This is a genomic window from Candidatus Desulfosporosinus nitrosoreducens (genome assembly GCF_030954495.1).
Taxonomy (GTDB): Bacteria; Bacillota; Desulfitobacteriia; order Desulfitobacteriales; family Desulfitobacteriaceae; genus Desulfosporosinus; species Desulfosporosinus nitrosoreducens.
In genome coordinates this window covers 19,785-31,968 of sequence record NZ_JAVHUW010000064.1, presented here as the reverse complement: position 1 = coordinate 31,968, position 12,184 = coordinate 19,785, and the positions used below count along the sequence as shown (strand labels likewise).

The window sequence follows — 12,184 nt, the reverse complement described above, 5'->3', positions numbered from 1 at the left end:
GGGAGGACATAGTTTTGGATGTCAAGGAATTCTCAGCAAAATTTGCGGATATAAGCAAAAATTTGCCTCCGGAAGAGGCGGCGGCCATTATGAAACTCTTCCGGGGAATTTCCCGGGAACTGGCGGCCAGAGGCGGGAAGAGTGCTTCTGAGCGTGAGGGAAAAGCGCCGGCTTTGGCCGGAGAAATTACTGCCTTAACTCCGCGTTTGCAGCGGTTGCGGGCAGCCTATTTGCAGGCCAAGCCCAGTGTCACTACTTTCCGGGCCAGGGCCTTTACCCAGGTGGCCAAAGAAAAGGCCGGGCTGCCTAAAATTTTGCTGCGGGCCATGTGTTTTCGCCGAGCCTGTGAGACAGCTCCTTTGCTGATTCAGGCAGATGAGCTGATTGTCGGGCATCCCTGCGGAAAGCCGCGCGCCGGCGCTATCTCGCCGGATATCGCCTGGCGCTGGGTGCGGGATGAATTGGATACTATGGCGACCAGAGCTCAGGACCCTTTCCAAATCAGTGAAGAAGATAAGCGCATCTTGCGGGAAGAGATTTTCCCCTTTTGGGAAGGCAAAAGCGTCGATGAAATCTGCCAAAGGCAATATGAAGAAGCGGGGATCTGGTCATTTTCCGGTGAGTCCTTTGTCAGTGACTTATCCTACCATCAGCTCAACGGCGGAGGGGACACCTGCCCGGGGTACGACATTATTTTAATTAGCAAAGGGATTAAAGGGGTAAGACAGGAAGCCGCAGACAGATTAGCCGAATTGTCCCCGGAAAACCCGGATCACCTTGATAAGATCTATTTCTACAAAGCTGAAATTGAAACTTGTGACGGTATTTTGGCCTATGCCGAGCGGCTGGCGGCTTATGCCCGCGAACTGGCCGAGAGGGAAGCCGGCTCCAAGCGGAAGCAGGAGCTTGATGAGATCGCGGAGATTTTGACTCACGTGCCGGCTAATCCGCCCCGGACGTTCCAGGAGGCCCTTCAGTCCATCTGGACTTTGGAATCTCTCTTTATGGTGGAAGAAAATCAGACCGGCATTTCGCTCGGACGCTTGGATCAGTATATCTACCCTATGTTCCAGGCCGATATGGCGGCAGGGCGCCTGAACAAACAGGAAGCCTTTGAGTTGTTGAGCTGCTTTATCATCAAGTGCGCCGAGGTTATGTGGCTGTCCAGCGAGGCGGGAGCAAAATATTTTGCCGGCTATCAGCCTTTTATTAACTGTACTGTCGGCGGGCAGAAACGGAACGGCGGGGATGCTACCAACGAGTTGACCTATCTGATTATGGATGCCGTCCGCCTGACGAAGATGTATCAGCCGGCCCTGGCCTGCCGGATTCACAACAAATCCCCGCAGGAATACCTGAAAAAAATCGTTGAGGTTGTCAAAGCGGGCATCGGCTTCCCCGCCTGCCACTTTGACGATACGCACATCAAAATGATGCTGGCTAAAGGGTTCAAGATTGAAGACGCCCGGGATTATTGCCTGATGGGGTGTGTCGAACCCCAGAAGTCCGGACGGATCTATCAATGGACGTCTACGGGCTACACCCAGTGGCCGATTGCTATTGAGTTTGTCCTGAATCGCGGTCTTATGCAGTGGCGCGGCACGCTGGAAGGGCTTGATACGGGGGATCTGGACCAGTTTAGGACTTACGAAGAATTTGATGCGGCCTGTAAAAAACAGCTTGAGCATATCATCCGCCTTTCAGCTATCGGGACCATTATCAGCCAGCGGGTTCACCGGGAGCTTATTCCTAAACCGCTGATGTCTCTGCTGGTGGAAGGCTGCATGGAAAAGGGCCTTGATGTAACCGGCGGCGGAGCACTGATCAATTACGGTCCCGGTTTGATTTTTTCCGGCTTGGGGACTTATAGCGATTCTATGGCGGCCCTGAAAAAGCTGGTCTTTGATGAGAAGAAATATACCCTTAAGCAAGTCCGCGATGCCTTGGCGGCTAACTTTACCGGGTACGAAGTATTGCGGACGGATTGCCTGAACGCGCCGAAATACGGCAATGACGATGATTACGCTGATTTCATCGCCTCGGATATTATTTCCTGGACGGAACGGGTCAGCAGTTCCTTTAAGATGCTGTTTTCCCACTTAAGCCACGGCACCCTTTCGATTTCCAACAACACGCCGATCGGAGAAATTACAGGCGCGACAGCTAACGGACGTCTTGCCTGGACACCGCTCTCCGACGGCATCAGTCCGACCCAGGGCGCCGACAAATTGGGGCCCACGGCCATTATTAAATCGGTCAGCAAGCTTTGCAACGAGTCCATGAATATTGGCATGGTGCATAACTTTAAACTTCTGCGGGGGATTTTGGAAACGCCGGAAGGAGAAAACGGTCTGATCACCCTGCTCAGAACGGCCTCGATCCTGGGCAATGGGGAAATGCAATTCAGCTATGTCGATAATGAAGTCCTGAAGCAGGCGCAAAAGGAACCTGACAAGTACAGGGACCTGATCATCCGCGTTGCTGGGTACAGCGCTTACTTTGTGGAACTCTGCAAGGAAGTGCAGGATGAAATCATCAGCAGAACCGTCTTGGATCATTTTTAAGAGTAAGCGATGGAGAGGTTATGAGTAGAGAAAGCGGCGGCAGCCTGGAGCGAAAAGCGAGGATCTTCAATGTTCAGAAATATTCTATCTACGACGGCCCAGGGATAAGAACCTTGATTTTTTTTAAAGGCTGCCCCTTGAGATGCCGCTGGTGTTCCAATCCTGAGGGGCTTGAGCGCAATTATCAGGTCATGTATCAGGAAGACTTGTGTGTGCATTGCGGGAACTGTGTTGGGGTTTGTCCGGAGAACATTCATTATTTTCAGGAGGAAACCGCTGAGCCGGTTATTCTCCGCAGCGACAGGCCGCGCCATAAGGTCAACAGAAATTTGCACTGCCGGGGGTGCCGCAGCTGTGAAGCTGCGTGTCCGCGCAGGGCCTTGTCGATTGCCGGCCGGGACATGACGATTTCCCAAGTTGTGGAAGTCATCCAGCAAGACGCGCTCTTCTACTTTAGCTCCGGCGGAGGGGTCACTCTGGGGGGAGGCGAGGTGACAATGCAGCCCGAGTTTGCCGCTAACCTCTTAATGGAATGCCAAGGCTTGGGCATTCATACGGCGGTGGAGACTTGCGGCTATGCCCACCCGGATGCCTTGCTGCTGGTGGCTCAGTTTACGGATTTGTTTTTGTACGACCTTAAACACATTGACTCCGCTAAGCATTATGAGCTTACAGGGGTGCGCAATGAACGGATTCTGAGCAACCTCGCGGAACTCCTGCGCCGCGGCTTTCAGGTCAAGGTCAGGATGCCCCTGCTTAAAGGTCTGAATGACAGCCCTGATACCCTTCGTCAGACTATGAATTTTTTACAGGATTTTCGCAGTTATAAAAATTTCCAGGGCGTGGATCTGCTTCCTTATCACAAATTAGGTGTCAACAAATATAAGCAGCTGGATATGAATTACACGATCAGCGCAGACTTAAGCTTCCAGGCCGGAGAGCTGGAGCAGCTGGCGGGGATCGTTAAGGACTTTGACCTGCAGGTCAATATTATCAAACACTAAACTTGGCGGGAGTTTCAACTGCCGCCTGAAGGGAGGGGTTTCGTGAGTGCAGCGGATGAAGGGGAGCGCCAACGTATTATCCAGGAATATGTGCCCGGCAAGCAGGTCACTCTGGCTCATATCATAGCCTCGCCCGACCATGATCTGTATGAGCGTCTGGGGATTGAGGAGCGGGGAGCCATCGGCATTGCCACTCTCACTCCCAGTGAAACGGCAATTATCGCCGCCGATATCGCCACTAAGACGTCGGAGGTGGAAATTGGATTTTTGGACCGTTTTACCGGCTCTTTGGTCATATCCGGCGATGTGGCGAGTGTCGAAGCGGCTATGACGGCAATTAATGCCACGCTGGAAAAGCTGCTGAATTTCACGCCAACGAGGGTGACGCGCACATGAAAAAACGCATTATGCTTGTCGGACCCGCTCAAGCAGGCAAATCAACCTTGGCCAATCTCTTAAATGGGACCTCCAGGCCTCTTAAAAAAACTCAGGATGTGATTTATGGCCCGCAGACCATTGATACGCCAAGCTCCTACCTGGAAAACCCCTCTATGTATAAATACCTGATCGCCACGGCCCAAAGCGCGTCTCACCTCTTGCTGCTGCTTGATTCGTCGCGGATAGCCAGCATCTACCCGCCCGGCTTTGGGAAAACCTTTACCTGTCCGGTCAGCGGCGTGATCACCAAAATTGATCTGGGCCTGGAGAACGTTCAGTTGTGCCGGGAGATGCTGGAGCGCAGCGGGGTTTGCGAAGGCTTTTTCCCGGTCTCTCTCCAAGAGGGTTCAGGTGTGGAAGCTTTAAAAGCCTTCCTATTTAAATAGAGTGTTTTAATGTCCAAGGTTCGGCTAAAATTGCTGCCTGAGTCCAAGAAGCGGAGGTGAGGCCATGAAATTTATTACTGAGATGGAATTGCGTGATTTGTACAGAGCAGAACCTTTTACGACCTATGTTCTGGCAGCGCACCAGAAAATCACACCCGGTGCCCGGCAATTCCTCGCAGACAGGAAGATCAGGCTGGTACAGGTTCAGGACAGCGGCGGCACAGCTGTGGGCATGGCTCCAGCCTCAGCTCAAACTCAAACTCAAACAATTCAGGAACCGCCTCAGAGCTGGTGTGCTCTGAGGCTGAGAAGCAGCATGGAATACCTGGAATCTTTGTTTTTGCTGGCGGGAGCCGAGCTTTTGAGTAGTGAGGACAGTATCCTGGGTGAGGAAGTTATGGAGCTGGGGGCGTGTTTCCGCAAGGTGCGCCAGGCGGAACAGCAGCAGACTGCGCCGGAGGCCATCACCTTTTGGGAATGGTCAGAAGAGCGGATCAAAGGCTGTGCGGCCAACCTGGGACAGGATTTCGAGATCCGTGAGTGTCATGTGCGCTTAAAGATGGGCAAAGCCGTTGCCTTGTTAAACCATCTGCGCGCTTCTCTGCGCGAGCTTGAAGCCGCTATTGGGGAGACCTACTGGGACGAAGCTCGGCAGGCCTGTCGGCGCGAGGATTTAAGAGAGAAAGTCAATGTGATCATCAATATACTCTGCATTATGATGTGGAAATGCCTGGGAGGACAGAAATGCCAACAGTAAATTCTGCGTTTGCCTATTGCGATCAGCTTGTCCGCGATTTCGAGCAGGTCATTGCCCGGCCTGTCAGGAGTGAGTCCTCAGTCTATTACACGGGGATCGACTTGGGGACGGCCTATATTGTCCTGGCTGTTCTGGATGAGAATTACCGTCCTGTCGCTGGAGCTTATCGCTTTGCCCATGTGGTCAAAGACGGCATGGTGGTCGATTATATCGGAGCCATGCGCATCGTCAAAGAACTGAAACAGGAGCTGGAGGAAAAGCTGGGCAGGGAATTGCTTTATGCCGCGGCAGCTCTGCCTCCGGGAACCTTTGCCCTGGACTCGGGAGCCATTAAACACGTGGTGCAGGGAGCCGGCTTTGAGATTACTAAATTGTTGGACGAACCGACGGCGGCCAATGCCGTACTGCAAATCAGGGACGGCGCGATTGTGGATATCGGCGGCGGCACTACCGGGATCGCCATTTTGCGGGACGGAGAAGTGATTTATGTCGCCGACGAACCCACCGGCGGGACGCACTTTTCCCTGGTCGTTGCCGGCGCTTATAAGCTGAGCTTTGAGGAAGCGGAACTTTATAAGCGGGATGCCCGCAACCACCGGGAATTGATGCCGGTACTGCGGCCGGTGGTTGAAAAAGTTTCTTCTATTATAAATCGTCACGTGCGGGAGTACCCGGTGCAAGAAATCTATCTGGTCGGCGGAACTTGCTGTCTGGCAGGAATCGAAACCATTATTGCCAAGCAAACCAATCTGCCTACGTATAAACCGCAAAACCCCATGTTTGTCACACCCTTGGGAATTGCTCTGAATTGTACGCAGGAAATCCTGTAGGAGGAGGGCTGTTTTCCTATGGACTATAGGATCATAAAATCTCCCTCGCCGGGGACTCTGGCTCTCCTGTTGCGGCGCAAAGGTTCGGCGCCAAGCATCCCCATTGAGAATTACGATGCTGTCGGCCTGGTGCAGGGGCGGCTGATTGATATGGTCTTTGCCGCCGATATTGCGGAAAAGGCGGCCGGAGTGGTCGTAGAGGACATTAAAGGTCACTGTCCGCAAAACCTGATTATGATCGCCATTTTTGGCGATACAGCGGCGGTGGAAGCCGCCCTGCAGGAGATCCGGGCTAAGTTAAAGGCCGGGGACAACTTTTAAACGATACCTAAATTAATCTTAAAACTAGGTGAAATAGATGATTGCAGCTAAAGTAATCGACAATATCTGGGCAACGCGCAAAGCCGATTCACTCCGAGGGCTGAAATTTATGCTGGTGGAAGTTCTGGGGGGAATTGACGCCGGGCGCATTATGATCGCCGCCGACACCATCGGCGCCGGGGTGGGAGAGCGCGTGCTTGTCTGTCTGGGCAGCTCGGCCCGCAAAATGCTGGACCAGGACGATGTTCCTGTTGATGCCGTTATCGCGGGCATCATTGACGAGGATTGTCATTTTTAAGAAATCCGGAGGTGAAGAAGGTTGGATCTGCTGAACATGATTAGAGATGCGGGAGTTATCGGAGCAGGAGGCGCGGGGTTTCCGACTCATGCCAAACTAACCTCCAAAGCGGAGTATCTCTTGCTCAATGGCGCGGAGTGTGAGCCCCTGCTGCGCGTGGATCAACAATTGCTGGATCGCTTTGCCGCTGAAATTATCCAGGGCCTGGAAGCGGCCAGACAGTATCTTAAAGCCCGCAAAGCCCTGATCGGGATTAAAAGCAAGCACGGGGAAGTTATCCAGCGCCTGCGCTATCAAATCCTGGCCCAGGGCCTGGAGGCCAACCTGGAGGTCAAGGAGCTGCGGGATATTTATCCGGCGGGGGATGAGCAGGTTCTCGTTTATGAGCTGACGGGGCGAATTGTGCCGGAAGCTTCCATTCCTTTAAAGGTCGGCTGTGTCGTCATTAATGCGGAAACGGCGCTCAATGTCTTCCATGCTCTGGCAGGAAAAGCGGTAACGGAAACTTATATCACAGTTGCCGGAGATGTTCCCCGGCGCCTGACGCTTAAAGTGCCCGTAGGTGTCCCCATCCGGGACGTGCTGCGCCAATGCGGCCTGGCAAGTTTTGAGGACTACGCCGTCATTGACGGGGGACCGATGATGGGGGCTCTCCTGGACAACCTGGACGGGCATGTCACGAAAAAGAGCAAAGGCTATATTCTGTTGAAAAAGGAGCATTTTCTCATCCGCCGCAAATCCCTGAAGCTGGAACAAGCGAGGGTCATCAGCAAAACCGCCTGCGAGCAATGCCGCATGTGTACCGACTTGTGTCCCCGTTATCTTTTAGGTCATAATCTGCAGCCGCATAAAATGATGCAGGCCTTGAGCTACAATCTGGACAATCATGAGGAACAGCAGACAGCCCAGTTGTGCTGCGAATGTAATGCCTGTGAGATGTTTTCCTGTCCGGCCAATCTCCATCCCAAGTCCGTCAATATCTTCTATAAGCGCAAGCTGGCGGCAGAAGGAATCCGATACCAGCCGCCGTCCAGGGAAATGTCAGCCAGGTCGGCCCGCGACTACCGCCTGATTCCCAGCAAACGCCTGGTCGCCAAAATCGGCTTAACGGACTTTGACCGGCCGGCTCCCCTGACGGAGGCGGACTTTCAGCCGGAATACCTGGAGATCGCTCTGCGGCAGCACATTGGAGCTGCGGCCGTCCCGGTTGTCGCCGTGGGTGAACAAGTGCAGGCCGGGCAGATGATCGGCAAAATTCCGGACAACAGCCTCGGAGCCGCGGTTCACGCCAGCCTGGCAGGTACTGTCCGGGAAATCAAGGAGAATTCTATTGTGATAAAGGTGGGTTCGTATGTATAGAGCAATTGGCATGATAGAGCTGACAAGTGTCGCCAGGGGGATTTATACGGCTGATCAGATGCTCAAGACGGCCTTTGTGGATGTGGTCAGCGCAACGTCTGTTTGTCCGGGCAAATACATCACGATTATTCACGGCGATGTGTCGGCGGTGGAAAGCTCGGTCAGCGCGGGCGTGGCTAACGCGGGTGAGTATTTGCTGGACAGCTTTGTTCTCCCCAATGTTCACCCGGGAGTTTTCCCGGCCCTTACGGCCACTACGATGCCCGAGGGAGCGGGGGCTTTGGGTATTATGGAATCCTTCTCCATGGCCTCCATGATTACGGCGGCTGACGCCGCGCTGAAGGCCGCCGATATTCAGGCTCTGGAGCTGCGTTTAGGCAGGGGGCTGGGCGGCAAAGCTTACTTCACTTTTACCGGAGATGTGGCCGCGGTGGAAGCGGGGCTTGAGGCCGGGAAAGCTGTCGCCCTGGAAAAGGGCTTGCTTGTCGATACGGAAGTTATTCCCTCCCCCTCGGACCGCTTGTGGGCCTCCTTGTTTTAAAGAAAGAGCAAATCCGGTCGTAAAGCGAAAGGAGGTGTGATCTTGAAAAAACTAATTTGTGCCAACGAGGTAAAAGCGGCAGTGGAAAAAGGGGAAAAGACCTTTTTTGTCGACTGCGGCACAATTATTACTCCCGCCGCCCAGGATTTAGCCAAAGAATCAGGTCTGGAGTTTACTACAGCAAGCCCCGCTGCCGGCCCCAAGCAGAGCTGTGAAGAGAGCGGACTGCGCCAAGAGGAGAGCCTGGCTGCCGGGCTTGACCGGGATGTGATTTACCAAGTAGTAAAAGCGCTCTTCAGCAGCAAGCTGCTGGCCAATGTCCCGGGGGGTGTTCCGGAAGCGCCATTTCTGACGGAGGGTGACCCGGGCAGCGGTTTAAAAATTGTGCGGGGCAGGACGGTAAACTTTGAGACCTTTGCTACCGGAAACCCCGGGGACCATGTGGCCTGCCGTGAGGTTGTCAGTAAAAAGGATTCCCAAATGAGCGCCGGTTTTCTGACGATTGAAAAGTCCAGTTTTGTTTGGGAACTGTGCTATGAAGAAATTGATATTGTTCTTGAGGGCAGTCTCACTGTCACGATCAACAACAAAACTTATGAAGCCTGCCAGGGGGATGTGCTTTTTGTGCCCAAAGGCTCTAAGGTAACCTGGAGTTCTTCCGGCTATGTCAAACTTTTTTATGTCACCTATCCGGCCAACTGGTCTGAGCTTAAAGCACAAGAGTAGAGCGCAAGAGGAGGTAAACTATGCAAGCGCTTGGCCTGATTGAGACACGAGGGCTCCTGGCAGCGATTGAATGTACGGACGTCATGCTCAAAACGGCCCAAGTGGAACTTGTAGGGAGGACCTTGGTTGGCGGCGGGCTTGTTACCGTAGCCGTGAGGGGGGACGTGGCTGCCGTGGCAAGCGCGGTGGCGGCAGGCGTGACCGCGGCCGAGAAGATTAACGGTCTGTCCGTAATTTCCCGGCACATAATTCCCAGGCCCCATGAGGAGATTGAATCTATCCTTGTTCTGAGTGCGAACCTTGTTCAGGAAGGGTTGGCCCGCCCTTCGCTTGCGGAACCTGCCGAGGTTTTGCCAAACCCGGATTCCGAGGCCCCAAGAAGCGAACCTTTCCCAGACCCGGGAATTGCCGCAAGGGCAGGAGCAAAGGAGGACGCCCAGGAACCTGCCGGGGTTTCGCCCAAACCTTTGCACGGCTTGAGCAAAGAGGAAGTAGACCTTTTGGTCCGCCAATTCGGGCTGGAAAAAGGGTTGCAAGCCTTAAAGGCGCTTTCCTTGGTAAAACTGCGCAAATTAGTCAGAGAATACAAAGAACCGGCCGGGCCGGGCGGCGCCCTCAACAAAGCAGGTAAAGACTTACTGCTTCAGGCCCTGAGGCGCTACTACGAAAAGGAAACTAAACCCTAACTGGAGCGTAAAACCACTGAGTGTGTACAGGTTATTCCTGTGAAAAAGCACGTGACTGTGGAAGGAGGAATGGCAATTGGAAACCTTTGATTATGATTTGCAGTCTGTGCAAGAGACTAGAAATCTGGCTCGTCAAGCCAAACAGGCTCAAGCCGAACTTGCCCAATTCAGCAATGAGCAGATTGATAAAATTCTGCGCAGTATGGTGCGGGCCGCCGAGGAGAACGCTCTTTCCCTGGCCCAACTGGCCGTGGAAGAGACGGGGTTTGGCAAAGTGGAGGACAAGACCTTTAAAAACCGTTTTGCCTCGCTGGAGCTTTATGAATTCATCAAATCCATGCCCACCATCGGAGTCGTCCGAGAAGATAAGGTCAATAAAGTCGTGGAAATCGCCGAGCCTGTGGGCTTGTTGATGGGGATTGTCCCCTCGACCAATCCTACCTCTACGGCCATCTACAAATCTCTGATTGCAATTAAAGCGCGCAACGGGATTGTGTTCTCGCCCCATCCGTCGGCCGTAAAATGCACCCTGCAGGCGGCTCAACTGATGCATGACGCCGCTGTGGCCGCTGGCGCTCCTGCGCATATTATCGGCTGCATTTCCAAGCCCTCGATGAATGCCACGAATGAACTCATGAAGTGCGACGAGGTCGAGATGATTATTGCCACCGGCGGTTCGGCGATGGTTAAAGCCGCCTACAGTGCGGGCAAACCCGCCCTCGGCGTAGGGCCGGGCAATGTCCCGGCTTACATCGAACGAACGGCTGATGTCGCCAAGGCCGTTCAGCGCATTATCGCCAGCAAGACCTTTGACAACGGCACGATCTGTGCCTCCGAGCAGTCGGTTATCTGCGATGAATGCATTCGTGCCCAAGTGGTGGAGGAGTTTCGCCGCCAGGGCGGTTATTTTATGACGCCCGGAGAAACGGAGCAGGTCAGCAAAAAGCTCTTTCTGAAAGGGCATGCCATGAACGCCAAAATGGTCGGCAGAGCCGCTCAGGTTATTGCCGAACAATCCGGTATATCTGTGCCTCCGGGCACTAAAGTGCTGCTGGGTGAACAGCAGGGAGTCGGGGAGGGCTATCCCCTTTCCTATGAAAAGCTGACGACAGTCTTAGCTTTCTATAGCGTCAAAGACTGGCAGGAAGCCTGTGATTTAAGCATTCGCTTGTTAAAAAACGGCGGGGTCGGTCATAGTATTTCCCTTCACACCGAAACCCCTGAGATTGCGATGAAATTCTCGGCAAAACCCGTTTTCAGGATTCTGGTCAATACCTCTTCCAGCCAGGGCGGTGTGGGAGCGAGTACCGGACTGGCCCCGGCTTTTACCTTGGGTTGCGGTACCTGGGGCGGAAGTGCAACTTCCGATAATGTGACCCCTCTGCATTTAATCAATATCAAACGCGTGGCTTATGGCCTCAAAGACTTCACGGAAACTCCCCATCCTGTTTCTGCGGCTTGCGCGGCCCAGGCTGCAGCGTCCTCCGCTGACCTCAGCGAAGACCAGCTGCAATCCCTGGTGGAGGAGGTTCTCTCCCTGCTGAAAAAAAGAGGTGACTGCTGAGGTGGGAAAGTACGACGCTTTAGTAGAATTGCTGCTCGAAGTCATTCAGGAAGGGGGGGACTCCCCCAAGGAGGATAACTCTATACCTGTGGGAATTTCCAACCGGCATATCCATCTTTCGCCAGAGGATTTGAATCAGTTGTTCGGCGCCGGATACCAATTGACAAAAACCAAGGATTTGTCCCAGCCGATGCAATACGCCTGCCAGGAAACCCTCACCATCTGCGGTCCGAAGGGGGCCTTGGAGAAGGTGCGCATCCTGGGTCCGGTGCGCCGGGAATCGCAGGTGGAAATACTTCAGGCAGACTGTTTTAAACTTGGGCTGAGCGCACCACTGCGCTTGTCCGGGGAACTGGCGGGAACTCCGGGTATAACCCTTGTCGGTCCCAAGGGAAGTGTCATGCTTGCGCAAGGTCTTATCATTGCCCGGAGACATATTCATATGTCCCTGCAGGATGCCCAACGTTTCGGGGTCAAGGATGGGGAAGAGGTGACGATCCAAACCCCGGGGCCGCGAGGGGGAACGTATGCGCAGGTTGTGGTCAGAGCTAACGACACCTCCAGGCTGGAATGTCATCTCGATACGGAAGAAGCCAATGCTATGCAGCTTACGTCCAGCTCCAAAATAACTATCGTAAGGTAAGAGGCTTTAATTTTGATAAAGAACTTTAATTAATAAAAACTTTAACAAGAAATTTTAATTAAGAAAC

Annotated in this window: 14 protein-coding genes; all 14 read left to right on the top strand. The window is 53.5% G+C overall.

The features are described 5' to 3' along the window. The first annotated feature begins 14 nt into the window (after positions 1-14). The 14 genes from cutC (at position 15) to REC12_RS15710 (ending at position 12,117) form a co-directional block, all read left to right on the top strand. Positions 15-2,564, top strand: coding sequence for a choline trimethylamine-lyase (cutC, locus tag REC12_RS15775; RefSeq protein ID WP_308896115.1), 2,550 nt, complete (start codon positions 15-17; stop codon positions 2,562-2,564). 20 nt (positions 2,565-2,584) lie between these two features. Further along, a complete protein-coding gene (cutD, locus tag REC12_RS15770) occupies positions 2,585-3,568 on the top strand; it encodes a choline TMA-lyase-activating enzyme (RefSeq protein WP_308896113.1) in 984 nt (327 codons plus the stop codon). A gap of 42 nt (positions 3,569-3,610) precedes the next feature. Next, positions 3,611-3,964: an ethanolamine utilization microcompartment protein EutS gene (eutS, locus tag REC12_RS15765; protein WP_308896110.1), complete on the top strand. Its 354-nt coding sequence runs from the start codon at positions 3,611-3,613 to the stop codon at positions 3,962-3,964. Further along, positions 3,961-4,392 carry a EutP/PduV family microcompartment system protein gene (locus tag REC12_RS15760; RefSeq protein ID WP_308896108.1) on the top strand — a complete coding sequence of 144 codons (432 nt, stop codon included), beginning with the start codon at positions 3,961-3,963 and terminating at the stop codon, positions 4,390-4,392. The genes eutS and REC12_RS15760 overlap by 4 nt, the downstream gene beginning before the upstream one ends. Positions 4,393-4,456: 64 nt before the next feature. After that, a complete protein-coding gene (locus REC12_RS15755; RefSeq protein WP_308896106.1) occupies positions 4,457-5,149 on the top strand; it encodes a cobalamin adenosyltransferase family protein in 693 nt (230 codons plus the stop codon). Further along, the gene (gene eutJ, locus REC12_RS15750; RefSeq protein ID WP_308896105.1) at positions 5,137-5,979 is read left to right on the top strand and encodes an ethanolamine utilization protein EutJ; all 843 of its coding nucleotides are present in this window, start codon (positions 5,137-5,139) and stop codon (positions 5,977-5,979) included. The genes REC12_RS15755 and eutJ overlap by 13 nt, the downstream gene beginning before the upstream one ends. Before the next feature lie 18 nt (positions 5,980-5,997). After that, a complete protein-coding gene (locus tag REC12_RS15745; protein WP_308896103.1) occupies positions 5,998-6,300 on the top strand; it encodes a BMC domain-containing protein in 303 nt (100 codons plus the stop codon). Between the two features lie 37 nt (positions 6,301-6,337). Further along, positions 6,338-6,598, top strand: coding sequence for a EutN/CcmL family microcompartment protein (locus REC12_RS15740; RefSeq protein WP_308896102.1), 261 nt, complete (start codon positions 6,338-6,340; stop codon positions 6,596-6,598). Between the two features lie 21 nt (positions 6,599-6,619). Next, a complete protein-coding gene (locus tag REC12_RS15735) occupies positions 6,620-7,957 on the top strand; it encodes a 4Fe-4S dicluster domain-containing protein (protein ID WP_308896101.1) in 1,338 nt (445 codons plus the stop codon). Next, on the top strand, positions 7,950-8,498 hold the full coding sequence (locus REC12_RS15730) for a BMC domain-containing protein (protein WP_308896099.1): 549 nt from the start codon (positions 7,950-7,952) through the stop codon (positions 8,496-8,498). The genes REC12_RS15735 and REC12_RS15730 overlap by 8 nt, the downstream gene beginning before the upstream one ends. A 42-nt stretch (positions 8,499-8,540) precedes the next feature. Next, positions 8,541-9,224 (top strand): EutQ-related cupin domain-containing protein, encoded by a 684-nt coding sequence (locus REC12_RS15725; protein ID WP_308896097.1) that lies wholly within the window; start codon positions 8,541-8,543, stop codon positions 9,222-9,224. 20 nt (positions 9,225-9,244) lie between these two features. Continuing rightward, on the top strand, positions 9,245-9,910 hold the full coding sequence (locus REC12_RS15720) for a BMC domain-containing protein (protein ID WP_308896095.1): 666 nt from the start codon (positions 9,245-9,247) through the stop codon (positions 9,908-9,910). A gap of 76 nt (positions 9,911-9,986) precedes the next feature. Then, positions 9,987-11,474: an acetaldehyde dehydrogenase (acetylating) gene (locus tag REC12_RS15715; protein ID WP_308896093.1), complete on the top strand. Its 1,488-nt coding sequence runs from the start codon at positions 9,987-9,989 to the stop codon at positions 11,472-11,474. Between the two features lies 1 nt (position 11,475). Beyond that, positions 11,476-12,117 carry a phosphate propanoyltransferase gene (locus tag REC12_RS15710; RefSeq protein WP_308896092.1) on the top strand — a complete coding sequence of 214 codons (642 nt, stop codon included), beginning with the start codon at positions 11,476-11,478 and terminating at the stop codon, positions 12,115-12,117. Positions 12,118-12,184 lie beyond the last annotated feature (67 nt).